The 25,210-nt window shown below is 29.3% G+C and carries 22 protein-coding genes and 1 pseudogene; 7 read left to right on the top strand and 16 right to left on the bottom strand.

The features are described 5' to 3' along the window. Positions 1 to 78: 78 nt before the first annotated feature. The 5 genes from JK634_RS13615 to splB form a co-directional block, all read right to left on the bottom strand. Positions 79 to 711: an ABC-2 transporter permease gene (locus JK634_RS13615; protein ID WP_202768224.1), complete on the bottom strand. Its 633-nt coding sequence runs from the start codon at positions 709 to 711 to the stop codon at positions 79 to 81. Further along, the gene (locus JK634_RS13610) at positions 708 to 1,505 is read right to left on the bottom strand and encodes a hypothetical protein (RefSeq protein ID WP_202768223.1); all 798 of its coding nucleotides are present in this window, start codon (positions 1,503 to 1,505) and stop codon (positions 708 to 710) included. Before JK634_RS13610 ends, JK634_RS13615 begins: the two co-directional genes overlap by 4 nt. Then, complete coding sequence (locus JK634_RS13605; RefSeq protein WP_202768222.1) at positions 1,498 to 2,355, bottom strand: ABC transporter ATP-binding protein; 858 nt, start codon at positions 2,353 to 2,355, stop codon at positions 1,498 to 1,500. The genes JK634_RS13610 and JK634_RS13605 overlap by 8 nt, the downstream gene beginning before the upstream one ends. Before the next feature lie 5 nt (positions 2,356 to 2,360). Further along, positions 2,361 to 2,732 (bottom strand): GntR family transcriptional regulator, encoded by a 372-nt coding sequence (locus tag JK634_RS13600; RefSeq protein ID WP_202768221.1) that lies wholly within the window; start codon positions 2,730 to 2,732, stop codon positions 2,361 to 2,363. Positions 2,733 to 2,870: 138 nt separating this feature from the next. Then, complete coding sequence (splB, locus tag JK634_RS13595) at positions 2,871 to 3,881, bottom strand: spore photoproduct lyase (RefSeq protein ID WP_202768220.1); 1,011 nt, start codon at positions 3,879 to 3,881, stop codon at positions 2,871 to 2,873. A 138-nt stretch (positions 3,882 to 4,019) separates the two neighbouring features. Between splB and JK634_RS13590 the strand changes: the two genes are divergently transcribed. Beyond that, positions 4,020 to 4,715, top strand: a complete 696-nt coding sequence (locus JK634_RS13590; RefSeq protein ID WP_202768219.1) for a nitrite/sulfite reductase domain-containing protein — start codon at positions 4,020 to 4,022, stop codon at positions 4,713 to 4,715. Positions 4,716 to 4,756: 41 nt separating this feature from the next. Here the strand turns inward: JK634_RS13590 and JK634_RS13585 are convergent, their stop codons facing one another. The 6 genes from JK634_RS13585 to JK634_RS13560 all read right to left on the bottom strand — a co-directional run bounded on the left by JK634_RS13585 (position 4,757) and on the right by JK634_RS13560 (position 10,615). After that, positions 4,757 to 6,760 carry a glucose PTS transporter subunit IIA gene (locus JK634_RS13585; RefSeq protein ID WP_202768218.1) on the bottom strand — a complete coding sequence of 668 codons (2,004 nt, stop codon included), beginning with the start codon at positions 6,758 to 6,760 and terminating at the stop codon, positions 4,757 to 4,759. A 168-nt stretch (positions 6,761 to 6,928) separates the two neighbouring features. Continuing rightward, positions 6,929 to 7,756, bottom strand: coding sequence for a PRD domain-containing protein (locus JK634_RS13580; protein ID WP_202768217.1), 828 nt, complete (start codon positions 7,754 to 7,756; stop codon positions 6,929 to 6,931). A 131-nt stretch (positions 7,757 to 7,887) separates the two neighbouring features. Next, entirely contained in the window at positions 7,888 to 9,282 is a 1,395-nt protein-coding gene (locus JK634_RS13575; RefSeq protein WP_202768216.1) for a hypothetical protein, read from the bottom strand. Between the two features lie 129 nt (positions 9,283 to 9,411). Beyond that, entirely contained in the window at positions 9,412 to 9,870 is a 459-nt protein-coding gene (locus JK634_RS13570) for a DUF4489 domain-containing protein (RefSeq protein ID WP_202768215.1), read from the bottom strand. Between the two features lie 22 nt (positions 9,871 to 9,892). Continuing rightward, entirely contained in the window at positions 9,893 to 10,324 is a 432-nt protein-coding gene (locus tag JK634_RS13565; RefSeq protein WP_202768214.1) for a DUF4489 domain-containing protein, read from the bottom strand. A gap of 150 nt (positions 10,325 to 10,474) precedes the next feature. Next, positions 10,475 to 10,615 (bottom strand): hypothetical protein, encoded by a 141-nt coding sequence (locus JK634_RS13560; RefSeq protein ID WP_202768213.1) that lies wholly within the window; start codon positions 10,613 to 10,615, stop codon positions 10,475 to 10,477. Between the two features lie 281 nt (positions 10,616 to 10,896). On the opposite strand from JK634_RS13560, the gene fba reads away from it, so the two are divergent. Further along, the gene (fba, locus tag JK634_RS13555; protein ID WP_202768212.1) at positions 10,897 to 11,760 is read left to right on the top strand and encodes a class II fructose-1,6-bisphosphate aldolase; all 864 of its coding nucleotides are present in this window, start codon (positions 10,897 to 10,899) and stop codon (positions 11,758 to 11,760) included. Positions 11,761 to 12,142: 382 nt separating this feature from the next. Then, positions 12,143 to 14,341 carry a sensor domain-containing diguanylate cyclase gene (locus tag JK634_RS13550; RefSeq protein ID WP_202768211.1) on the top strand — a complete coding sequence of 733 codons (2,199 nt, stop codon included), beginning with the start codon at positions 12,143 to 12,145 and terminating at the stop codon, positions 14,339 to 14,341. A 47-nt stretch (positions 14,342 to 14,388) separates the two neighbouring features. On the opposite strand, the gene JK634_RS13545 is transcribed toward JK634_RS13550, so the two are convergent. The 3 genes from JK634_RS13545 to JK634_RS13535 all read right to left on the bottom strand — a co-directional run bounded on the left by JK634_RS13545 (position 14,389) and on the right by JK634_RS13535 (position 17,301). Then, positions 14,389 to 16,011 (bottom strand): glycosyltransferase family 39 protein, encoded by a 1,623-nt coding sequence (locus JK634_RS13545; RefSeq protein WP_202768210.1) that lies wholly within the window; start codon positions 16,009 to 16,011, stop codon positions 14,389 to 14,391. A 160-nt stretch (positions 16,012 to 16,171) separates the two neighbouring features. After that, positions 16,172 to 16,858, bottom strand: a complete 687-nt coding sequence (locus tag JK634_RS13540) for a PHP domain-containing protein (protein ID WP_202768209.1) — start codon at positions 16,856 to 16,858, stop codon at positions 16,172 to 16,174. Between the two features lie 92 nt (positions 16,859 to 16,950). Beyond that, positions 16,951 to 17,301, bottom strand: a complete 351-nt coding sequence (locus tag JK634_RS13535) for a hypothetical protein (RefSeq protein ID WP_202768208.1) — start codon at positions 17,299 to 17,301, stop codon at positions 16,951 to 16,953. A gap of 200 nt (positions 17,302 to 17,501) precedes the next feature. Between JK634_RS13535 and JK634_RS13530 the strand changes: the two are divergent. The 4 genes and pseudogenes from JK634_RS13530 (at position 17,502) to JK634_RS13515 (ending at position 22,448) form a co-directional block, all read left to right on the top strand. After that, positions 17,502 to 18,132 (top strand): annotated as a pseudogene (locus JK634_RS13530) (SDR family oxidoreductase). A gap of 323 nt (positions 18,133 to 18,455) precedes the next feature. After that, a complete protein-coding gene (locus tag JK634_RS13525) occupies positions 18,456 to 19,178 on the top strand; it encodes a phosphatase (protein WP_202768207.1) in 723 nt (240 codons plus the stop codon). Between the two features lie 52 nt (positions 19,179 to 19,230). Continuing rightward, the gene (locus JK634_RS13520; RefSeq protein ID WP_202768206.1) at positions 19,231 to 21,165 is read left to right on the top strand and encodes a peptidase U32 family protein; all 1,935 of its coding nucleotides are present in this window, start codon (positions 19,231 to 19,233) and stop codon (positions 21,163 to 21,165) included. Between the two features lie 11 nt (positions 21,166 to 21,176). Continuing rightward, positions 21,177 to 22,448 (top strand): aspartate aminotransferase family protein, encoded by a 1,272-nt coding sequence (locus JK634_RS13515; protein WP_202768205.1) that lies wholly within the window; start codon positions 21,177 to 21,179, stop codon positions 22,446 to 22,448. A gap of 37 nt (positions 22,449 to 22,485) precedes the next feature. Here JK634_RS13515 and hydF read toward each other — a convergent pair whose 3' ends face one another. Together hydF and JK634_RS13505 are read right to left on the bottom strand one after the other, a co-directional pair. Beyond that, complete coding sequence (gene hydF, locus JK634_RS13510; protein ID WP_202768204.1) at positions 22,486 to 23,721, bottom strand: [FeFe] hydrogenase H-cluster maturation GTPase HydF; 1,236 nt, start codon at positions 23,719 to 23,721, stop codon at positions 22,486 to 22,488. Positions 23,722 to 23,734: 13 nt separating this feature from the next. Continuing rightward, the gene (locus JK634_RS13505) at positions 23,735 to 25,132 is read right to left on the bottom strand and encodes an aspartate ammonia-lyase (protein ID WP_202768203.1); all 1,398 of its coding nucleotides are present in this window, start codon (positions 25,130 to 25,132) and stop codon (positions 23,735 to 23,737) included. Positions 25,133 to 25,210 lie beyond the last annotated feature (78 nt).

The following is a 25,210-nucleotide window of genomic DNA, read 5'->3' as shown; positions in this document are numbered from 1 at the left end:
AATTAATCAATTAATTGCAATAGTCTTTAACAATATATTAAGAATTTTAAAAATATTTTTCCTAATTAATATTATTTTCTACTCCATTATCCTCTTAATTGTAGCTCTATAAGAAATTTTCGCTGTTCCTATGGTTATTAAAAGTATAACTATCATTAATATCCACTGAAAAATTACTATACTGCCTTTATTCAGTGATGAATTAAAAATAATCTCTAACAAAAAAGTGGCCACAAATAAACTAATAATAACAACACTTTTAAAAGATATTAATTTCTCATTTATAAATATAGTGTCTGTATTGCCCCCAATAGGGTAAAATGGATAAAATACATTTGTAATTAATAACATCATTCCTATTGATATAATATATAGCATTGATAATGGTTTGTTAGCTATATACGAAAATATCAAGTGCATTACTAAGCCAATTATAAATATTATATAAGTATTCACATACATATATTTCACTATATCCTTTGTTCTTATTGGAATAGCTGCGTAAAATATATAACCTTCTATTGACTCCTCCATTATTCCTGGAAGTATAATAAATGCAACCATACATACTATGAAAACACTTGCTAAATTAGTTCCTTCCACTACTATATTTAGGATAGAAGGAATTATTAACCACAATGATAATAAAAAAGTTCTATAAAAAAATCCTGCTCTTATCATTTTAAAATAGTTTAAAACTAGATCCTTCATTTTAATTTCTCCTTCTTACCTAAAATATAAATAGGTAACTTACAGCTTATAAAGTAGCTTATTATTATGGAGATGATTATTACAGGTATTCCCCAAATACCCCCAATATATCTAAACATTTTTAATATAGGAACAAATCTCTCTCCTAATGAATTAAACATAATTGTATCATTGGCTATAGTTCCAACATATATAGGCTGAGAAGTGAATGAATGTAATATATAAAAATTAACAATAAGAATATACCACAAATCTAAAAACTTAAATATACTAAATTTATCTTTATATACTTCTTCAAATAAATTAGAAATGCTAGCAGCTAAAAACCAAAGAAATAATAATAATACTAGTAATCCTGAATATGCTGATACAACGTTTGTTTGTCCATAATAGATATTTAAAGATATAAAAGTTGTCATTACAAATAAAGCTGGAATGCTTGAACAGATATATAACAAAAATTTACCAAGAAGTATATCCTTTTTAAGTATAGGTAATTGCACAAAGAAATCCCTGTTATAGTATTTTCTATATTTTTTAACTATAGGATCTCGTCTAATAAAATAAGTATATAAAATCATACAAAACGTCATTAAACTTAAACTTTGGGAAATTGTACTTGCAAAATTTACGTACTTATTAGCATTTATATAGTATTCAATTTCCTCCTTTATAACTTTATAATCTAGCTGGGTCATCATGGTCAAAATTATTATATAAAAGATTGTCAAAAATTTATAAAGTCCATCAAGAAGATTCCAATGAACTTTTATTATCTTCCATATTCTACTCATAGTTATTCCCCCAAACACTGAATGTTAAAAGATTTTCAACATTAGGTTTAGTTCCTCTAATATTAGAAAAATATTTATTTGCTTTTTCTCTTAAAATAAGCCCTTCAAATGTCACTTCACCTTTTCTTATGCCTATAAATTCCTCCTCTAGCCCCTTAAGTTCCTCAATTCCACCTGATAGTAAGATATAGTTTTCTTCAAAATTATCCATTGCTATACTTTGTAATATTCTCCCTTTGTGAATCACAGTAATGTAATCTGCTATCTTATCTAAATCAGAAGTTATATGTGTAGAAAAAAATACAGAACGTTCACCCTCTTCTACAAATTCTCTAAGCATATCTAACACTTCAATCCTTGCTATTGGATCTAGCCCAGCTGTGGGCTCATCTAAAATTAATAGCTTAGGTTCATGTGCTAATGCTAATGCTAGCATTGCTTTAGTCTTCATACCTTTAGAAAAATCACTTATCTTAACATCTAAAGGGAGCTTCCACAAGGATGAATATTTTCTAAATTTATTCTCATTCCAATCTTCATAAAAAGTTTTTATGGCTTTTGAATGATTTATCAAAGTAGAGCCTTCCATGAAATAACTTTCATCTGGAACATATCCAATATGTGACTTTACAAATATCTCATCCTCAACATTATCCTTACCCATTATTTTTATATCTCCTGAGGATTTCCCTATAGTATTTAAAATCAATTTTATTGTTGTTGTTTTTCCTGCTCCATTTTCACCTACGAAGCCCATTATGCTACCCTTTTCAAGTTTGAATGATATATTATCTAACCTAAAACCTCGAAATTCTTTGCTTAAATTATTAACCTCTAATATATTCTCCAAAATAACTACCCCCTATATAGCTCATCAATTATCTTTATGATACTCTCTTTACTTACACCAGCTTCTTTAATCTCAAGTACTTTTATCTTATATTCATCTATAAGTTTGTCTCTTTTCTCATTTAAAAGCTTAGTGGTATCAACACTATTTACAAATGTTCCTTTACCTGAAATGGTGTAAATATACCCCTCACGTTCTAAATCCATATATGCTCTTTTAGTGGTAATTGTACTAATATTTAATTCTTTAGATAATTGCCTTACTGAAGGAAGAGCTTCATTAAATTTAACTTTTTCTAAAAGTATATTTTCCTTTATACAAATTTTGATCTGTTCATACATAGGTAAATCACTGCTATAATCAATATTTATATTCATAAACTCCTCCTTTGCATTTTTAACCGTGTATATCGTATATACACACAATATCATTTGTAATATTTTTTGTCAATTTTTACATTTAAACCCATAAAAAAATAAGAAAGACTAATCAAACACTGATTAGCCCCTAATCTTCTATATTATATAATTTATAGCTCCCTCTCCAAAACTCTTAGTAATTCTCTCTTTAAAGAACTCCTTCATATTCTTTAATTCCTCATCCTTATATACATATTTACCATAACCAAATTGTCCGTACTTAAATTTTCTTATTTCCTCCTCCATTGGTAATAAGCTTTTGGGATAAATACTTAATATATTGTCTTTTGCTCTTTTAGTAAACCTATGGGATATAACTTCAAACATTAAATTTTTCCCAATAAACAACTTATCAATTTTGTCCATTAGTATATTATAATCCTCTTTCCAACTGTCATATAAGAAAACAGGAGCTATAATAAATCCCAATGGATAACCAGCATTTGATACTTTTAATGCCGCATCAAGCCTATCATCTAAAAGTGATGTATTATGTTCAAATTTTCGAATAACTTCACTTGCATTTATGCTAAATCTTATTGTTGTCCTTCCATTATGTTTTAAATTCAAAAGTCCATCTATATCATTGTATTTAGTCACAAAGCGGAATTTTGAATTAGTATTTTCACCAAAGTATTCAATTGCAGTTCTTAAAGCTCCAGTATACCCTTCTACAGGTACAGGGTCTGAAGTTGCAGCTCCTTCAAAAATTGTAATTTCAGGTAGTCTTTCGTTTATATATTTCTGAGCTTTTTCTAAAATCTCTTCAATGTTTACATGAATCTTTATATAGGGCTTCTTCCCCATTTGAGTATTTAAATAGCAGTATTCACACATTCCCATACAACCACTTACTAATGGTAATTGATAATGTGCAGAAGGCTTACAGGACTGAAAATCTAAAGTTTTTCTCACTCCAACAACTAATGTACTTTTGCTCTCTAAATATTTCTCACTAGGATTTGTACCTGGAATACCTGTGATTCTTCCATTTTTAGAGTACATTATTTCGATATCACTATTGGATTTGAATCTTTCTAATAACTCTTCTCCTAAAGGATAATTTAATGCATCATTTTCGAATATCACTCTCTTGGGTATAAACATATAATCACCTCAAGTTTATTATGTTTCAATTTAATTTTTAAATGTATCTTAGATTACAGACAAAATACTATTTATATATTAAAATACTGATATATAGGTTTTAAGTTAAACTAATGATATTAATTGGAGGATGAGGATATGCCACACTATGGTAATTTGCAAAAAGTTAGAGATGGGAAAAGGACTTTTGGGATAACACCACATATCCCTGGTGGATTTATTACTCCTGATAATCTTATAAAAATAGCTGAAGTAGCAAAAAAGTATAATGCAGTTCTAAAAATAACTTCTGGACAAAGAATATTAATTACTAATCTTAAGGAAGAAGATTTAGAAAATATTTGGAATGAACTAGGCATGGAACCAGCTGTTAAAAATATTTACTCAGTAAAAAATGTTGAAATATGCCCTGCTGCCTTCTGTAAAAGATCAAAGGCAAATACCATGACTATTGGAATGAGACTTTCAAAAAAGTTTCACGGAGCATCTATGCCTAATAGGGCTAAAATTGGAGTTGCAGGTTGTAGAAATGCCTGTGGTGGTGTTTATTCAAAAGATGTTGGTGTAATTGCTGACAAAACTGGTTTTAGAGTAACCGCTGGTGGATCTTCTGGCTATAATCCTAGAATTGCAGACATAATTGCCATAGATGTCACAGAAGAAACAGCTTATGAATTAGTAGAGAAAACATTTGCTTTCTATCAAAAGAATGCAAGTTTTGGAGAAAAAGTTAGCGATTTTATTGAGAGAATTGGTTTAAATGATTTTAAAAAAGGAGTAAATTCTCAAGATCCTAAGGAATTTGATTACAATCATCAAAACGAAATTGTATAGTTAAAAGGCTTCTCAAAATTACCTTGAGAAGCCTTTCTTTATTAATTTAAAGTTATATCTGCTGAAATTTCCCCATTCTTTTTGTTTCCTAATTGAACGCTAATTTCTTTTACAACATCCATATTTGTAACAATCACTGGGGTAATATTACTCTTAGCTTTTTCTTTAATTATATCTTGATCAAAAGTTAATAATAAATCACCCTTTTTAACTTTATCTCCTTGTCTTACGTGAGCTATGAAACCCTCACCATTTAATTCAACTGTATCAATACCAACATGAATCAATATTTCAAGCCCATCAATAGTTTCAATTGCTACCGCATGCTTAGTTGGGAATACTACTCTAACTTCTCCATCAGCTGGTGCATGTACTTCATTTCCTACTGGAATTATTGCAAATCCGTCCCCTAACATTTTACCTGCAAAAACTTCATCTGGTACTCTATCTAATGTAACTATTTCTCCATCAATTGGATTTGATAAATTAGCAACTGTTCCGCTAGCTACTTTTTTAGTATCTTCTACTATTTCATTAGCTTGAACTGCATTTGTTGTTGGAACGTATCCGCCATTAGCAATTATAGCTTTTATGTCATCTTTAATTTTTTCTGCTTCAGTTCCAAAAATTGCTTGGACATTACTTCCTGCAACTAATATACCTGCTGCTCCAAGAGCTTTTAGTGTCGCCTGGTCAACTACTGAAGGGTCTTTTAAAGTAAGTCTTAATCTTGTAATACAAGCATCTAAAACTTCTATATTATCTTTCCCACCTATTGCCTCTAATACCTTTGCTGCTCTTTCGCTTCCTTTGACATTAATCGGTGCTATTGCATTTTCGTCTTCATCTTCTCTACCTGGTGTTTTAGCATTTGTAGCTTTAATTGTAAAGTAAAATACAACAAAGTATAATACAAAATATGCTATACCTACTAACCAAATAAGTAATGGATGTCCTGCAAATTTAAATCCTAATAAATAGTCTATAAATGATGCTGAGAATGTATATCCTAATCTTATATGTAATAAGCTAGTAATTATTCCAGATAAGAATGCTGCTGCAACATGGAATACAAATAGTATTGGTGCTACGAATATGAAAGAGAATTCTATTGGCTCAGTTATTCCTGTTAAGAAAGCAACAAATGCAGCTGAAATCATCATACCTGCAACTTTCTTTCTGTTCTCTTTTTTTGCAGCTGCAATCATAGCAACAGCTGCTCCAGGAAGTCCAAACATTAATACTGGATATTCCGAAGCCATAAATATACCCGCATTTGGATCTCCATGGAAATACCTTCCTGAGTCACCAAAGTAAGTTACGCCATTTGAAACATATTCACCAAATTGATATAAGAATGCTGGATAGTACATATGATGTAATCCAACAGGAATAAGTAATCTCTTACCAGCAGCATAAAATGCTGGTCCTAACACTGATGTACTTGCCCATTGTGAAAATGTATTAATTCCATCTTGAATTGGTCCCCATACTTGTACTCCAATTGTTGCAAATATTAAAGCTGCAATAGATGTTATAATTGGAACAAATCTTTTTCCACCAAAAAATCCTAATACTTGAGGTAATTTTATATCATGGAACCTATTATATAAAGCACCTGCAATTAAACCTATTATTATTCCACCAAAAACACCCATATTAATAGTTGTTTTTGATACTACGTCAGCATATGCTGCTGAATTAACAAAAACATCTAATGAAATATGTTGCTCTGATGCAGTTTTTGTTGCTAACGCTAAAGCAGCATTAGCACTTGCTACTTTTATAATTGCTTGTAATATTAATTGACCTACTACAGCAGCTAAAGCAGCTACGGCTTCTCCCCCTGAAAATCCTATGGCTACACCAACAGCAAATATCATTGGTAAGTTAGTGAATATTGCATCACCAGCTTGAGCCATGTAAGGTATATTTAGTAAGTCTGGTTGACCAAATCTTAATAGTAATCCAGCAGCTGGTAAAACTGATACTGGTAACATTAATGACTTACCTATCTTTTGAAGCACTGAAAATAGTTTCTTCATTATGATTCCTCCTATGTTTTATGTATAAAAAATATATATCTGAAGCAAAAATATTATTAGTCATTTATTTACTTCAGTATAAAAACAAAAAGAAAAGCACGAGCAAAAGAATATAACTATGCCATAGTTATTTCTTTAAGCTCGTGCCTAATTTAATAGTAATACTACTTATAATTCTTTAATTCTATTTATATGAAGAGCGATATATCCTATCTCATCTTCTGGAATCTTAATAGAAAATAAGTTTTCCATTTTAATTGCAACCTTAATCGCAATATCGTACTGATTATAAAATTCTTTTTTTATTATGTCAAGCAAATTATTCTTAATGAATTTCTTATTCATAACTCTCTCAATCATAAAATTCAAATGAGTAATTGTTCTCACATAGCTTAGAGAACCTCTATCTGGGGCTTTTCCTAAAAGTCTATATAAGAAATCCATAATTTCACCTATTTTTTTAGTATAGGCTAAGGTTGCTCCAACTTCTTGCTCACCTATAGCTGCATTAATATGCATGCAGATAAAACCAATTTCATCATTAGGTAATTTAACATTAAATCTTTCATTTATCATATTTAAAGCTTTTTCAGCAAGTACATATTCTTTTGGGTATAAAGCCTCTAACTCATGTAAAAATGGATTCTCAATTCGTATTCCTTCATTTGCTCTTGTAATTGCAAAATTGATGTGGTCTGGAAGGGATACATGTATTGCACCATTGATTTTAACATCTAATTCCTTTTCACATAATGAGATTATTTCTTCTGAAATTCCTACTATTTCACCATTTATATTCTGCAAAACTCTATTAAAGTTTTCTTTTGATTTAAATGATTGTTTTATAAATATATTTTCTATCTTGTCTTCTGGAAGTCTAGTACCTTTTGTTGTATTAAATCCGATAGCTTTACCCACTAAAACAAATTCATTAGAATCTTTTTCAGCAATTACAACATTATTATTTAAAACCTTTTTTATTACGTACTCCTCCATTACTTCCTCCTCACTCACAAAAATATATTAGTCTATACATATTTTTAGTAAGATTTATATCTGGACATTGTATTATTTTATAATAGCTTTGATTATTAATCAATTAGAAATGAAAACAAATATGGACTTCACTATCCATGAAGTCCAATTTTTTCTATACTTCTATTAAAATATTCTTCATCTAATGCAATATTTTCTATTACCTTAATATAATTAGTATTTAGAATATAATACTTTGGATGTAAGCAATTATTAACTTTTTTAACCTTTACTGCTCCATCATATATATCTAGAATTTGAACCTTTCCAATATTCATTGGAGATTCATCAAGTATTAAACTTACATTTTTATCTTTTAAATATGATAGTACGCTATTGAGCCCTTCATTTGTTTTGTTAGTTTGATTTCTATATAAATTTTCTATTCTAATCTGATTTAATTTTTCACCACCAGATATTTTTGATATATAAAATATTGAAATTACATTAAATACTTCATTTCTCTTTAATTGAACATAATCTCCATTAATTGAATTAACTATCCCCTTAAATATTCTTACTTCTCTATCTTCAACTTCTACCTCAATGCTTTCTCCTATAAGACTTTTTAATAATTCTTTATATATACTTATATTTTCATTAGAAACTTTATTTTTAATAAATATTGCCTTAAACTTATTAATACCTTGTGTTTTTGTACTTACGTCTAAACTCTCTAATTTATTTACTTCCTCTAATAATTTATAATCATTACATTCTTCATTTTTCCCCTCTACTTCATCCGCCTTTATGTTCTGTTCTTCAACTAATATACTTTTATCCACTTCATCATTTCCATCTACCTCTTGTAACTCTGAACTATCTAGTTCCTCTTCAAATTCTTCCATTTCCTTAAACACAGTAGTCTTCTCTATTTTAAAATCTTCATCACAAACTTTATCTTCATATGTACTTTCTAGCTCATCTTTTTTCATATCTATGTTTTCTTCATAATTCTTTGCTTTTACTATTTTATAATCCTGTAAAACATTTTTACCCTGTATTTTTTCAGTTCTATCTTCCCATTCTATTAATATAAAGGGACTATTTGAGCTATTTTTTGATTCAAATATAGCTATTCCACTTATAGAATTACTATATACGCCTAAATAAATTTCTTCAGTTAACATTAATTCTTTCTCATCAAAAACGTTTCTTAAGTCTACTTTAAAGTATTTTCTAGTATCTTCTTGTGTAACAATTTTCTTTAGTTCTCTTTTAATTAAACTATTATCCCTATATTTCTTTACTAAAGTCATTCCTATATCTAAATTCTCACAATTAAATAAGCTCTCTAAATAAAAATTAAGAGTTATTTTTTTTAGGTGCCCTTTATTTTGATAATCATTTAATTCGAAGCTATATACACTTTTATATATTTTTGAAGAGTTGTGAAAATTACCAATTAAAGATTTTCTTAGATAAAATTGTACTACTCCATTCATTATAGTTCTTTCTTTAGAAGGTATAATCTTTAATACACTCATTCTCCATCCCCCAGCCTTAAATTTTCTTACTATTAATATATTTATTCAAAATGTATCAAATTTGTTCTTTAATTTCTAAATAAAAATACAGGGATTATATCAATATAAGAAATAATCCCTGTTCAAAAATCAACCTACTGCTAATGCACTTAGTGTTGCATTTGTTATTGTCAAGCCTGGTGCTATACCTATAAAGGAATTTGCAGCTAGTTGTACACTATAGGTGTAAATTCCTTTTGTATTTATAGTATCTAAAAATTGAAATGCAAATGATTCTGCTTCAAGTAATTCCGCTATTGATGAGAATACGTAGGTTCCTCCTATTGCTTGTTCTACCCCTTGGTTATTTGATCTCTTTATTGTGAATGCTAAATTTACATTTAGCTCTGCTGGCATATTTATTTGAGCCGTAAATGATAGTAATACTGAAGGGTCTCTAAGTGTTGTAGTATCGATTGTAACACTTACTACTGGAACATTTTTTATAAGTGGCGTTGTAAAAACAGGAAATGGTCCTACTCCTCCAGTAGCAGCATTTAATACTACATTTGATTCCCTATTATCATAGCCTTCGCAAATTAAATTCATATTTTGAGCCCCCTAAATTTTATCATGCTTGTTCTACAGCTAAAGCGCTTAAAACTGCATTAGTAATAGTTAATCCTGGCGCAATACCTATAAAGGAATTTGGTGCTACTTGTACTGCATAGGTGAAATTTCCTCTAGCATTACCATTATCAAAGAATTGGAACGAAAAAGCCTCAGCTTCTAATAATTCAGCTATAGATGAAAATACATAAGTTCCCCCAATTGTTTGTACCCCACCTTGTGAACTATATTTTTTTATGGTAAATGCTAAATTTACATTTAATTCTGCTGGCATATTTATCTGAGCTGTAAAAGTTAAAAGAGTCGCTGGATTTCTTAATTGTGTAGTATCTATTGAAACACTTACTACAGGCATTTCCTCTACTAGTGGAGTCGTGAAAACTGGAAATGGTCCAACACCACCTGAGTTTGCCCTTAAAATAACTTCACTCATTTACTTTCCTCCTAATTAGATTTTGCATATATTAGTGTCTTATATAAGTTATTCACGCTCTCGACATGATGTTACATTTTCTGCAAATTAACTATGTAAATAAAAAAATTCACTAAAACTAAATTTAGTCCTAGTGAATTTTTAAATATTTTATTTAGGTAATCCTCTTACTGGTTTTGTCATATCATTATCTTCATTTGTGTTAACAGGATTTGCAGCTGATTTATTGTTCTTATTTCTATAATAAGATTTCTCGCCAGTTTTATTATTTTTTCCTAGTTTTTGTGTCAAATTTATCACCTCCAAATTTATCTTTTGAATATTACACAAAAGTTATTCTGACAAAATTTAGAGTGAATAATTATACTCTAAAAATATATAATTTGTGATTATTTATTATTAATATTCTTCTTCCTCAGATTGTTAAATTATTAACTTGTTTGATATTTCAACAAATTTAATGTTTTCTTTTTTTTATTTTTGGATTATAATAAGCCTTAAGAAATGAAATATATTACAAATGTCTTCTTTATGGAAGTATTTGTAAAATCTTAAATTCATGGAGGTTTCGTATGTTAGTTTCAGCAAAAGAAATGTTAAACAAAGCTAGAGAAGGGAAATATGCTGTTGGTCAATTCAACATTAACAATTTAGAATGGACTAAAGCTATTTTATTAACTGCTCAAGAAAACAATTCACCTGTAATATTAGGTGTATCTGAAGGAGCAGGAAAATATATGGGTGGTTACACTACTGTTGTTGGTATGGTTAATGGATTAATTAAAGAATTAAACATAACTGTTCCTGTATCATTACACATAGACCACGGCAGCTACGAAGGTGCTTTAAAAGTTATCGAAGCTGGTTTCTCATCAGTAATGTTCGATGGATCACATTATTCAATCGAAGAAAACATTGAAAAGACTAAAGAAATCATCAGAATCGCTTCAGAAAAAGGAATCTCTGTTGAAGCAGAAGTTGGTTCTATCGGTGGAGAAGAAGATGGTGTTGTTGGAGCAGGTGAAATAGCTGATCCAGCTGAATGCAAACAAATAGCTGAATTAGGAGTTACTATGTTAGCTGCTGGTATTGGAAATATCCATGGTAAATACCCTGCAAACTGGAAGGGATTAGATTTCACTGCATTAGCTGCTATCAAAGATGCAACTGGTGATGTTCCTCTAGTTTTACATGGTGGTACTGGAATTCCTGCAGACATGATTCAAAAAGCTATATCATTAGGAGTTGCTAAAATAAATGTTAACACTGAATGTCAATTAGCATTTGCAGAAGCTACTCGTAAATATATAGAAGCTGGAAAAGACTTAGAAGGAAAAGGATTTGATCCACGTAAGTTATTAGGACCAGGATTCGAAGCTATAAAAGCAACTGTTAAAGAAAAAATGGAACTATTCGGATCTGTAAACAAAGCTTAGTTTTTATTAGATATACTAAACTAAAAATTCAACACCTTAAATTTATATTTTATAAATTTAAGGTGTTTTTATTTTAATAAAAACATTTATAAATTTTAATTAATAAAAAAAATTTCTTTCATTTTAATATAAAAAACGACAATAAGCTACCACGCTTTTATATTAATGTAATAATTAAGTTTATTTAGCTTCTCAATATTTTATAATACTACAAATTTATTCTTTATTTTCATTTTTAATCCTTTATGTTGATAAAAATACCAATTATGTTTTTATACGGAAAATATTGTATGCAAGTCCACAGTTATGATATATTATTTTTAAATATAATATTTTTTCTTATTTATTATTGATAAATTATTTAAGTTATGAGGGCTAGTATATGAATAATACTATAAATAGAGATTCAATCGATTTGCTTCTACATGAAATTAATAAAATAAAATATGTTAATTACGAAAAAACTTTAACCCTTGCTAAAGAAACACTTGGAGTGTCAGAAAAGATTGGGTACGAACTTGGAATCGCAATATCAAAATACTTTTTATCAGAAGCATATTATAATACTGGAAACTATGAAAACTCTATAGATTTAACTTATTATTCATTAGATATCTTTATAAAAGAAGGATTATATGACCTTCAATGTGGTTGTTATAACCAATTAGGTATTATCTTTAGTGAATTAGGAGAATATGATCGGAGTATGGATTTTTATAGCAAAGCTGAAGAAACTGCTGCTTTGATTGATAGTAATAAAAAATTTGATGAAAATTCTTCTACAAAAAAATCAATGGTTCGAACATTGAATAATATTTCAGAGATTTATAAATTTCTTCAGGATTATCATGAAGCCCTAAATTATTGTAATACTGCATATGAAATTGATAAGCAGTTTGATTTTTCTTTTTCTAAGGGAATAACGCTTTTAAGTTTAGGTGAGTTATACTATTTATTAGAAGATTATGATAAATCTACTGAACTTTCTTATACTGCTTTAAAATATTTCAATCTATATAATTATAAAATTCCCGAATCAGATTGTTACAAGCTACTAGCTTTATCCTATTGGAAGAAATCTGATTTTATAAAGGCAGAAGATTATTTTGATATTGCTTTAAATATTAATAAAAATCACTCACCTGTTTTTTATAAGATTGACGTATTAATAAATTATTTTGAGTATCTTAAGGAACGCGGTAATTTCAATAAAGCATTAAATAAGTTAAAAGAAGCTTGTATTTTAGCTATAAAGAGCAATATGACAGAAAAAATATCTGAAACTTCTAGTTTACTTGCCATGTTTTATGGTGAATTAGGCGACTATGAAAATTCATATAAATATTCAAAAATGCATTATGAAAATGAAAAAGAAAATTTGTATGCTTTTCATAATCATTTAGCTAATAACTTGAAAATTAAAAAACGAATGGACGAAATGATAGTTAATAATGAAAATCTAAAAAGTAAATCTGACTCACTTCAAACTATTATAGAGAAAATTTCAATAATAAGTGAATTAGGACAAGAAATCACCTCAACTTTAAATCTAAACAAAATAATAGATATACTTCATTCAAGTATAAAAAACCTAATAGATTTCACATATCTAGGAATTGGTTTATATGATGAAAAAAATTCCACTGTAAATTATTTAGATGTTTTTGATGACGGCAAAAAAAGAAAAAAAGCTAGTCTATCAATTGCTGAGTATGAAAGTTTTACAAGTAGATGCATTACTAATTCAGAATTTATCATTGTGAATGATATGAGTTCTGAATATCTAAATCATATGGATGAAGAAACCTATCGTTTTAAAATAAACAAAAAAGATCAAGAATTGAACTCGCTTATATTTTGCCCGTTAATAATAAACACTAAAGTTATAGGCATTATGTCTATCCAAAGTAAAGAAAAACATGCTTTTACTGCTTATCATATTGAGATGATAAAATCTTTATCTTCTTATGCTTCTATTGCGATTAACAATGCAATAAAATCGTCTGAACTAGAAAAGGAAATAGAAAAAACTCACGCCGTGCAAGCACAACTTAAGGAATTAAATAAAAAGCTTCTCTTCTTGTCAGAAAATGATAGCATGACTAAAATTCCAAATAGGAGAAAATTAGACAGTTACTTAAAGGATATATGGAATAGAACTTTAGAAAGCGGTAATCGTATTTCACTGGTATTATTTGATGTGGATTATTTTAAAGAATATAATGATAATTATGGTCACGTAGAGGGAGATAGATGTATTGTTAAGATAGCTAAAATTTTGTCCACTTTTGAAAATGAAAACTTTTTTGCTGCACGTTATGGTGGAGATGAGTTTATAATCGTGTTGCCTGAATGTTCATTAAATAAGGCTAGAGAGCTATGCGAAAATCTTCAAGAAATAGTTAAATTCAAAAATATTCCTCATGCTTATTCTAAGGTATCTGACAAGGTAACACTATCACTTGGAGTAACTTCAATAGTTCCAAGTAAAAATATTACTATTAAAGATTTTATTAAAAAGGCTGATACTGCTCTCTATATTGCCAAAAAACGTGGTAGAAATCAAATTGCTATAGTTTAATAAAGACTCAATTACTAATTTGTAATTGAGTCTTTAAAAATTATATTCTAACTTACTTCTTTATTTTCTTCTAATTCATATATTCTCTTTTTCACTGCTATATCCCATGCTATTTTTCCAAGGTAAATGAAAGCTATAACATTTGTTAGTGATGTAATAAATAGTAGAAATCCTGAAGGGGCGCTACCCATACCATTCCCAGAATTAAATAGAACATCTTGGGTATTTAAATAAATTGTCATACTATATACACTTGCTAAGATAAGAAGTCTTTTATCTTTAATATAAATATATGCTAGAAGTGCTAAGGCAGCTGCCGGGAAAAGATATCTTTCATGCATACTTGTGGAGAAAGTAAATACACCAGCAATCTGTATTAGTGCTGCTAGGGGCGCAATGATTTTGCTATTACCTTTAATATAAATAAACCAAGTAAAAAATGTTATTAATATAATAAAAATAATTCCCCATGTATGATAACTAAAAAAGATAAAACTCTGGGAATCCCTTGTATAATTTTGACCTAACAAAGTGAAAAAATTATAACCATTTACTGAAGCATACGGATACTCGCCTATTGTTTTAGCGAATAGATTAATTATCCATGTAAATCCTTGAGTAATAGAAAATGGTAGTATAATAATTAAAGCTGTAATTAATGCTGATATTCCAGATACAAGAAAGCTTTTAATACTTTTCCGTCTAACTAATTCAAAAAATAATACTGGAAGATATATTATTCCTTGAGGCTTCATCAGTACTCCTATAGTAAATACAACTGAAGATAATGCAATTTTGCCCTCTGTCATTAAATATACTGCAAGCACTATTATCATTGTAAAAAATGAATCTACTTGCCCCCATATTGTTGAGTTAATAAAAATTGCGGGATTAAATATATAAAATATAGAGATCAACATACTTAATTCTTCTTTAATATACTTCTTTCCAATTTTATAGATAAAAAATGCTGTTACTATATCTGCAAGTATCGATGGAATCTTTATTAAAAAAGTAAAGTAAGGATTAATTGCAGACAAACTTGCAAGCTTTCCAGTTAAGAATAGTATATAAATATAAAATGGCGGATAATCACTAGTTCTGGAGCCTGAATAGAAACCTGTAAGATTATTAGCTGCTGTAGTCGCCCAATTTTTAAATAAATTAATATCAGAAATGAATCCTTGGGAATATAATCCTAGTGAAATTCTCAATAATAATCCTAATGCTAATAGCCCATATATAAGTATTTTCTTATTCTTATCTGAAAGGGCAACTCTTCTTCTCTTTCTAAACGTAAATAAAGTTATGAATGTCCCGAAAAATGCTATTATATAGGCAATAAGTATAGGTGATATGTACTTATTACTTCCTGAAGAACTCATCCCCCTATTCATATTACCACTTTGAAACTGTGGTCTTTGAGCTTGATTATTTGTATTACCACCATTATTTTGATTTATATTTTCATTAGTTCCGTTACCCATTTTTCCATCTGGCTGCGTTCTCCCTTGATCTTTTCCACTTCCTTGAAAATTTCCTTGCTCATAATTATTGGTATTAGCCGTATTTTTAGTATAATTACCTACTGTATAAACACATAAACCTATAGATAATATTATTGATATGATCATTATTATATTAAATACATTCTTTCTAATAAATTCCATTTTCTCCTCCTTATTATTATCAAATAGTATATACTAATTTTAGTACATTAATTCGGAAAATCTGTGGTAACATTGTCGCAGAATTATGTGAAAACTTATAAATTAAATAAGTAAAAAAACAGAAGCCTAAGCTTCTGTTTCCACGGGTGAACTACTATAATTACTCTATTATATTTATAAAGTTTTCAATTTCTTCTTTATTAAGAAATACCTCTCCCAGTTTTCCATGTCGTTTGTCTACCCTCTTATCTGAATGAAAATCAGATCCTGCAGTATAAAAACATCCCTTTTCTCTTGCTTTACTTCTAAAATATTCATTATCTATTTTAGAGTTTTTCCAATACACTGCTTCAATGCCATTAAAATCTAAGTTAAGTATATCACTAACTATTTCATTTTTAATTTTTATTGGGTGAGCAAGAACTGCTACCCCTCCAAAATATTTCAATAACTTTATTCCTGAATTAGTATGAATTTTATTTTTGATGCTTTCATCATCAAATTTAACTTCGAAATCAAGTAACTGCTGTAATGATAAAACATCCCTACTTCTTACATATTCTAATACCCTCTTAAAGTTACTATTTTTAAGGATTTCTTCATTAAAATATCCTAAAACATGGACTTTTTTCCCTCTGAATCTTGTAGAAAGCTCAATTCCTGGAATAACTTTGACACCCTCTAATTTCCCTCGATTTATAGCTTCCTCAACCCCATCAATGCTGTTATGATCAGTTATAGAAATTATATCTAAGCCCTTTTCTTTTGCCATAACTACAAGTTCTGTTGGCGAATAATCTCCATCTGAAAATATACTATGGATATGAAAGTCTCCTTTTGTATACATATTTTTCCTCTATATTTCATGATTATCTATATATTATATTTATACTTCAATAAAAATGTTTCATCTTAATTTCTATGACATATTTACTCTATTTATTGACTTTTCAAAAACATTTTTCTTATCTTTTCTGCCAGTTCCTTTGCTATTTCTATTTTATCAAGCATTATGTCTTTAGGACTTACTAACAAAGGATACTCTTCTAACCATACATTACCTTCAATTAATTCACCTTTTAAAATATCCTTATCAGGATTTTCGTCATTTACCTCCTCTAATTCATTAAAAGGAGTTAATACAACAATTCTTCTGCAAGGCTCATCAAATTGATCATAAATATTAAAAAAACTATTATAATTTTCAAAAGCCTTCACTGAAGTAACAACCTTAAGAAATATTCCTAATTCATTAGCTAAATCTATTACTTTAACTTTATCTACTTTCATTCTAAATACCTATCCTATATTGTTATTAATGATTTTTATAATCACATTCTTATATGGTTTTAAGTTCAACTCATAACTTATTTGTATGAAAATAAATTAAGTTTCCTATAAAAAACCCTATGATACAGTATAGCACAAATGTTCACTCTGACTTAATAAGAAACATATACTTATATTGAAATATTTAAGGGAGGATATAAATGTTTAATTCTTATCCATATTTCGGATATTCTGTTGAATGTAAAAATGAGCCTAAAACTTTTCCACCCCAACATCAACCAGTGCAACCTGGCATTGAAGCACTTATGTATCCTAAACCAATTTTTGATAATCCTAACTATTTAGGTAGTGGTAAATTAAAAGATAAAGTTGCGCTAATTACTGGAGGAGACAGTGGAATTGGAAACCACCTATAGAACTAATATTTTTCCTCTTTTTCACGTTACCAAAGCTGCTCTACCATATCTTAAAAGTGGAAGTTTTATAATAAATACTTCTTCTATAACAGCTTATAACTGAAATAAGTTTCTTATAGATTACTCTTCAACCAAAGGAGCAATTGTAACTTTCACTAGATCACTTGCACTTAACTTGGTTGAAAAAGGTATTAGAGTAAATGGAATTGCTCCTGGTCCAATATGGACTCCACTAATAGTATCAAGTTATTCAGCTGATAATGTTTCTACATTTGGTCTAGATGATACATCTATGAAAAGAGCTGGGCAACCAGTAGAGTTAGCTCCAGCTTATGTATACTTAGCTTCTTATGATTCTAGTTATGTTACTGGTCAAATTCTACATGTGGATGGTGGTGGTTATACAAGCTCTTAATAACTACTAAGTAAATATATACACTATAGAAAAGCATATCTAATGATTAATATATTATTAGATATGCTTTCAATTATAGTAGCTCAAATTTATTAAAAAATTGTAGTTTTTATAAAAATAATGCATTTATTTATGATTTGTAATCATAAATTGCTATAATAAGTAATGTGCATTCATTAAGTTTCATATACTATATATTTCTTTTGTTTTCACATTATTTCATTTAAAGATATGTATAAATTGTGAATTAACCTCTAAAAGTATAATTTTTAATATATAATAAGGTTAGTTAAAATTTATTATTTCGGAAGGAGTTTGAAGATATGAAATATATTCTCGATATGCATACCCACACTGTAGCTAGTGGTCATGCTTATACTACATTGTTAGAAAATGCAAAATACGCTAGCGAAATAGGCCTTCAACTTTTAGGTACGACTGATCATGGTCCTACAATGCCAGGAGCTCCACATGAATGGTATTTTGGTAACATAAAAATAATGCCAAGAGAACTTTTTGGCGTAACAATGCTTTATGGTTCTGAAGCAAATATTATAGATTATGATGGAAATTTAGACCTACCTATGGACGTACAAAAAAACTTAGATATTATTATTGCAAGTATTCATGAACCAGTGATGCAATCCAGTGATGATGCAGATCTAAATACCTCTGCATTCTTAAACGCAATGGATAATCCCAATGTACATATTATCGGTCACCCAGGAAATCCAAGATTTCCAATACATGAAGAAGCTTTAGTAAAAAAAGCAAAAGAAAAGAACATATTGATTGAAATAAATAATAGTTCCTTTATCAGATCAAGAATTGGAAGTGACAAAACCTGTACAAAAATTGCTCGTTTATGTAAAGAACATGGAGTTAGAATAATTTTAAATAGTGATGCTCACTCATGTTTTCATATAGGCAATTTTGATGCTGCAATTGAAATTCTTAAGAATATAGATATGCCTGAGGATTTAATAATAAATGGTAGTAAATCTGCTTTTCTTGATTTTCTTAGAGAAAAAGGAAAAGATATTTAACTAATCATTAAGATACTTTAAATGATATAAGCGTTATACTTTAGGAGGAATTATGGCAAGATTTTTTAACGGAAAGAAAATAGAATTATTAGCACCTGCTGGTAATATGGAAATATTCAGAAGCGTTGTAAATTCAAATTGCGATGCAATTTACATTGGTGGTAAATCACTAAATATGAGGATGATGCGTAAGGGTTATAACTTTTCTGATGAAGAGGTTAAGGAAGCTTTAGATCTAGCTCATGAGGTTCAGAAAAAGCTTTATGTGACTGTAAATAATATGCTTAACGATTCTGAAATTGATGAAGCAATAGAATACCTTACGTATTTAAATGATATAGCTGTGGATGGAATCATCGTTCAAGACCTTGCAATTATACAAATTTGCAAAGAGCATAATTTAAAGAACTTTGAAATACATTCTTCAGTTATGATGAATGTACATAATATAGAAATGGTTGAAGCTTTAAAAGATTTAGGTGTGTCCAGAGTTGTTTTATCCAGAGAAATGGATCTCAAAACAGCTAAACACTTACAAAACCAAACTGGTATAGAGACAGAATACTTTATGCATGGTGATATGTGTACAGTTAACGGCGCTAATTGCTATTATAGTTCAGTAGTCTTAGGAAATAGTTCAAATCGTGGTAGATGCTTTAAGCCATGCAGATGGTCTTATAAAGTAAAAAAAGATGGTAATGTCTACGCTACTGAATATCCTTTAGCTGCTAAGGATATGTATATGTATGAACATATTCCTGAACTTATTGAATCATGTATAACATCCTTTAAGATAGAAGGAAGAATGAGGGATGCTGACTTTATCGTTAATTTAATAAATATTTACGGAGAAGCTATTGATAGATATATAGAAGATCCTCTAGGCTTTAATAGAAAGAAGCATGCTGAAGAATTATTTGAAGGCAGAAAAAGAGATTTTACTACTGCATATGCTTTTGGCAGACCAGGATTAGATTTTATAAATACTCGCTATGAAGGTACTGGTAAGTTCTATTCTACAGGTAAAGTATTCTCTTCTCCAACTGAAGAGCCAAAAATAACTGACAAGGCTATTAACGAGGTTTTATCAGAATTGAGCAGCTACACTTCAAATGCCACTTCTAAACACAAGCTATCAGTAAAAGTAAATAATTATGAACAAGCTAAGTTGTGTTTGGAACAAGGTGTTGATAGAATCTATCTTCCTAGTGAAGTTTTATGTCCAGATGAATTTATCACTCTTGAGCAGTTAAATGATTTAGTAAATAAGAAAAATAATACAAAGATATATCTTGATTTACCTCAAATGATGAATGAACTTCAATTTGAAATTATTGATCAATATTTATCAAATCATGGTCATCTATTTGATGGACTTCTAGTATCTAATTTAGGTGCCATAAGAAAATATGCAAATAAATACCCATTAATTACAAACTACAATTTAAATATTTATAACAATAAGTCTGTTGAATTCTATAAAAATTTAGGAGTTAAGGAATTCACATTATCTTTTGAAACTAAGAATAACGAAATTGGAAGACTTATAAGTTCCTCTAATGATTCCTTAGAATTAATTGTACACGGACCTATGAGAGTTATGTATTTAGATCATAATGTTTATGAGAATATAGATGCATTAGAGCCATATGATAAAGCTGATAATAAATATGTTGATAATAATATCTTAGTATTGATGACGGATAAAGGTGAAAATCCTGTATATATAGATCAGAATGGAAAGAATCACTTATTTACTTCAAAAGAACTTTGTTTATTGCCAATCTTAAAGGACTTAAATTTTGATAATCCACTAAGCTTAAGAATCGAAGGACAAACCTATTCTATTAGTGAATTAGAAAATATAATTAAAATTTATAAACAAGCAATAGAAGATAAATCAAAATGTGATGAATTATTTTTGGATTTAAAGCCAGTTAGAGCAGGCTTTACTTTAGGAGCCTTATCATTTAAAACAATTATATAAGGAGTAAAATCATGAATTATATTGGACCTGATAATATACTAAAAAAAAGAAAAGATTACATGTTTCCCGCTACTGCAAACTTCTATAAAAATCCACCTCAAATAGTAAAAGGCTCAATGCAATATCTGTTTGATGAAAATAATAAAAAATATGTAGATTTCTTTTCAGGTGTATCAGTAATGAATTGTGGACATTCCAATCCGGAAATACTTAAGGATACCATTGAACAATTAAGTGCATTACAACATACTTGCACATTATATTTAACTCAACCAATGGTAGATCTTGCAGAGAAACTTTCAAATATACTTCCTGGAGATATTAAGAGAACCTTCTTCTGTGCTACTGGTTCCGAAGCTAATGAAGGTGCGATGGCACTAGCAAGGCTTCATACTAAAAAAACAGGATTTATAGCTTTAACGGGTGGTCTTCATGGAAGAACTCACTTAACACTAAGCGTTACTGGGATACCAATGTGGAGATTAGATGATAACTTAATTAAAGAAAATATCTTTTTTATTGAAAGACCATATTCTAGCACTACTAGTTATGAAATTGCTATGAAGAAGTCCTTAGCAGAACTTGAAGAAGTTTTGAAGAACCATGGAGACAAAATTGCTGCAATGATATTAGAGCCACTACAAGGAAATGGTGGAATAATATTATATCCTCTAAATTATATAAAAGAAGTAAAAAAATTATTAGAGAAATATAATGTACTCTTAATAGTTGATGAAGTTCAAACCGGCTATGGACGTACTGGTAAAATGTTCTGTATTGAGCACTATGATGTTATTCCTGACATTATAGTTACTGCAAAGGCTTTGGGAAATGGAGTTCCTATTTCAACGTTCTCAACCACTGATGAGATTGCTAAGTCCTTTAATAAACCTTCTGCTTCTACACTAGGAGGAACCCCTGTAACAGCCTATACTGCTTTAAGTGTTCTTAACTATATTGAAAAAAATTCATTAGTTCAAAGATCAGAGGAATTGGGTGACTATTTAAGACATAAACTTGAAAACCTAACTTCTCCACTTATACGAGAAGTTAGAGGTATAGGACTTATGTTAGGTCTACAAATTCAATCAAATAATGAAGCTCTTAATTCAGCCGAAATTACGGATATCATACTAGAGGAAATGAAGGATCTTGGATTCTTAATAGGTAAAAATGGATTAAACAGAGATGTTGTAGCATTTCAACCACCATTAGTTATTACTAAAGATGATATTGATTCTATGATATTAGACCTAGAAACTGTATTTAAAAAAATAAATTAAAAGGTGTGAAGCATTTGCTTCCCACCTTTTTCATATACTACTCTAATTCTTCATATTCAAGCTTAGCCATTGGAAATGGTTCTAATGCTCTTTCTAATATACCTTGTACATATGCGATTAACATTCCATAATTCACTATTGGAACATCATACTCCTTTGCATCATTAATTCTTGAGCACATTGCAGTCCTATTAAGCATACATCCACCACAATGTACAATTAATGAATACTGTTTAACATCGTCAGTAAATACCATTCCAGAAGAATACTCAAAAGTTAATTCCTTACCAGTTATTTGTCTTAACCATCTAGGTATCTTAACTCTTCCTATATCATCAGCTTGCTTGTGGTGAGTACATCCTTCAGAAACTAACACCTTATCTCCATCTTTAAGATTCTTTATGGCTTTAATTCCCTTAACCATCTCAACAAGATCACCCTTATATCTTGCAAATAATATAGAGAATGAAGTTAACATTATATCCTTCGGCGTATCTGCAGAAACTTTTAGAAATACTTGAGAATCTGTTATAACCAATTTAGGTTTTCTTCCTAAACTTTCTAAAGTCTGCTTCAACTCATACTCTTTGGTAACTATTGCTATAGCATCACTTTCTAAAATATCTCTTATAGTTTGCTGTTGTGGTAAAATTATTCTTCCTTTTGGTGCTGCTTTATCGATAGGTGTAACCAAAACAACCAAATCACCTGGGTTAATTAAGTCACCAACTATCTTAAATTTATCTTCCTCTTGTGGTAATAGAGAAATTATTTTATTTTTTATTTCTTTAATTCCTTTTTTAGCCACTGCTGAAGCTGGAACAACTTGTATTGAAAGTTTTCTAGCCATATCTTGAGCCATATCTGTATAAGAGTCATTAGAATCTATTTTATTAAGTACCCCTAATATTGGTATATTCTTTTCTTTTATTTCCTTTACTATTTTTATATCATATTCTGTTACCCCAATTAATCCATCTACTACAACTAATGCTACATCAGTTTTATCTAAAACTTCTAAAGTTTTCTTTTTTCTTAATTCTCCTAGCTCCCCTTCATCATCTAAACCTGCTGTATCGATAATTACGCAAGGCCCTATAGGAAGTATTTCAATAGACTTATATACTGGGTCTGTAGTGGTTCCCTTGAATTCTGATACAATAGAAATTTCTTGCTCTGTTATTGCATTTATTATACTTGATTTACCAGCATTTCTTTTACCAAAAAGGGCTATATGTACTCTTTCTGATCTAGGTGTTGAATTTAAACTCATATTATTACTCTCCTTACTTTCCAGGTATTCCTGGCTTTGTTAACTCTAATGGGTTAAGTATCTTATTTATTTCTTCTTCTGATAATATTTTTTCGCAAATTAGAATTTCCCTTAATGTTTTTCCTGAAGCTAAAGATCTTTTTGCAACTTCACTTGCTTTGTCATAGCCAATATGATTTATTAACGCAGCAGTCATAGCTGTAGATTTCTCTAAGTTTTCTTTGCACTTGTCCTTATTAACTTCTATTCCTTCAATGCATTTTTCTCTAAAAATTATTATTGTTCTTTCTAATAATTCTAAGGATTCTAAAAGATTTTCTGTAATTATTGGAATAAATGCATTTAATTCAAGCTGTCCACTAGCTGCCGCAAAAGTTATACCACTATCATTAGATATTATTCTCATTGCTACTTGTGCCACCATTTCTGGTATTACAGGATTTACTTTTCCAGGCATTATAGATGATCCTGCTTGCTCCATTGGAAGTAAAATTTCACCAAAACCACCTCTAGGGCCTGATCCTAGTAATCTTAAATCGTTTGATATTTTCATTAAATTAACTGCACAGGATTTTAAAAGTCCTGAAACTTCAACGAAAACATCTGCATTTTGTGTTATATCCATTGGAAAATCTGATCGTGCTAATCCTATTCCTGTAAGGTCTTGAAGCAAATCAGTTATCATGAATATATATTTATTGGTTGCATTCAATCCTGTTCCTATAGCGGTTCCACCAATATTAATTACTCTTAGTCTCTCTTCAACCTTATATATTCTCCATCTATCTCTCTCTATGGCTTTAGCATAAGCACCAAAACCTTGACCAGCCATCATTGGAAGAGCATCCATAAGTTCTGTTCTTCCTAATTTTAATATATTTGCAAACTCATCTTCCTTTATCTGAAAGGCTTCTTGAAGACTAGCTAAAGCATCTGCAAGTTTTCTTATCTTTCTTATTGCTGCAATTCTAAGAGCTGTTGGACATACATCATTTGTAGATTGTGACATATTAACATGGTTATTAGGATGAATTATATCATATTCTCCTTTTTTTCTCCCTAATAATTCTAATGCTCTATTTGCTATAACTTCATTAACATTCATATTAGTAGAGGTTCCAGCCCCTCCCTGAAATGCGTTTATGTGAAAATTTTCATCAAACAATCCACTTACTACTTCCTCTGCAGCCTTAATTATTGCTTTCCCTTTCTCTTCATCTAACTTTTTAAGTTTAATATTAACCATTGCTGCCGCTTTTTTTATAAGTGCTATTTCCTTTACAAAATCTATATTTACAAATTTATCTCCAATATTAAAATTTTCCATAGCTCTTATTGTGTTAATGCCATAATATTTCTCATCATTTATGCTTTTCACTCCAAGCATATCTTTTTCAATTCTATAATCCATAACTATACTCCTTGATGATATTATATATTTATGCTATATCAAGGATAGAGATTTTTCAATATGTATACTTTAAATTTC

The organism is Clostridium paridis, from assembly GCF_016765615.1.
Taxonomy (GTDB): domain Bacteria; phylum Bacillota; class Clostridia; order Clostridiales; family Clostridiaceae; genus Clostridium_T; species Clostridium_T paridis.
Note: the sequence above shows the minus strand (reverse complement) of the source record. Positions and strands in the feature narration are given on the sequence as shown.

Excerpts from the sequence above, each read along its gene's own strand:
- JK634_RS13615 (WP_202768224.1), bottom strand. The coding sequence starts at position 711 with ATGAAGGATCTAGTTTTAAACTATTTTAAAATGATAAGAGCAGGATTT.
- JK634_RS13610 (WP_202768223.1), bottom strand. The coding sequence starts at position 1,505 with ATGAGTAGAATATGGAAGATAATAAAAGTTCATTGGAATCTTCTTGAT.
- JK634_RS13600 (WP_202768221.1), bottom strand. The coding sequence starts at position 2,732 with ATGAATATAAATATTGATTATAGCAGTGATTTACCTATGTATGAACAG.
- splB (WP_202768220.1), bottom strand. The coding sequence starts at position 3,881 with ATGTTTATACCCAAGAGAGTGATATTCGAAAATGATGCATTAAATTAT.
- JK634_RS13590 (WP_202768219.1), top strand. The coding sequence starts at position 4,020 with ATGCCACACTATGGTAATTTGCAAAAAGTTAGAGATGGGAAAAGGACT.
- JK634_RS13585 (WP_202768218.1), bottom strand. The coding sequence starts at position 6,760 with ATGAAGAAACTATTTTCAGTGCTTCAAAAGATAGGTAAGTCATTAATG.
- JK634_RS13580 (WP_202768217.1), bottom strand. The coding sequence starts at position 7,756 with ATGGAGGAGTACGTAATAAAAAAGGTTTTAAATAATAATGTTGTAATT.
- JK634_RS13575 (WP_202768216.1), bottom strand. The coding sequence starts at position 9,282 with ATGAGTGTATTAAAGATTATACCTTCTAAAGAAAGAACTATAATGAAT.
- JK634_RS13570 (WP_202768215.1), bottom strand. The coding sequence starts at position 9,870 with ATGAATTTAATTTGCGAAGGCTATGATAATAGGGAATCAAATGTAGTA.
- JK634_RS13565 (WP_202768214.1), bottom strand. The coding sequence starts at position 10,324 with ATGAGTGAAGTTATTTTAAGGGCAAACTCAGGTGGTGTTGGACCATTT.
- fba (WP_202768212.1), top strand. The coding sequence starts at position 10,897 with ATGTTAGTTTCAGCAAAAGAAATGTTAAACAAAGCTAGAGAAGGGAAA.
- JK634_RS13550 (WP_202768211.1), top strand. The coding sequence starts at position 12,143 with ATGAATAATACTATAAATAGAGATTCAATCGATTTGCTTCTACATGAA.
- JK634_RS13545 (WP_202768210.1), bottom strand. The coding sequence starts at position 16,011 with ATGGAATTTATTAGAAAGAATGTATTTAATATAATAATGATCATATCA.
- JK634_RS13540 (WP_202768209.1), bottom strand. The coding sequence starts at position 16,858 with ATGTATACAAAAGGAGACTTTCATATCCATAGTATATTTTCAGATGGA.
- JK634_RS13535 (WP_202768208.1), bottom strand. The coding sequence starts at position 17,301 with ATGAAAGTAGATAAAGTTAAAGTAATAGATTTAGCTAATGAATTAGGA.
- JK634_RS13525 (WP_202768207.1), top strand. The coding sequence starts at position 18,456 with ATGAAATATATTCTCGATATGCATACCCACACTGTAGCTAGTGGTCAT.
- JK634_RS13520 (WP_202768206.1), top strand. The coding sequence starts at position 19,231 with ATGGCAAGATTTTTTAACGGAAAGAAAATAGAATTATTAGCACCTGCT.
- JK634_RS13515 (WP_202768205.1), top strand. The coding sequence starts at position 21,177 with ATGAATTATATTGGACCTGATAATATACTAAAAAAAAGAAAAGATTAC.
- hydF (WP_202768204.1), bottom strand. The coding sequence starts at position 23,721 with ATGAGTTTAAATTCAACACCTAGATCAGAAAGAGTACATATAGCCCTT.
- JK634_RS13505 (WP_202768203.1), bottom strand. The coding sequence starts at position 25,132 with ATGGATTATAGAATTGAAAAAGATATGCTTGGAGTGAAAAGCATAAAT.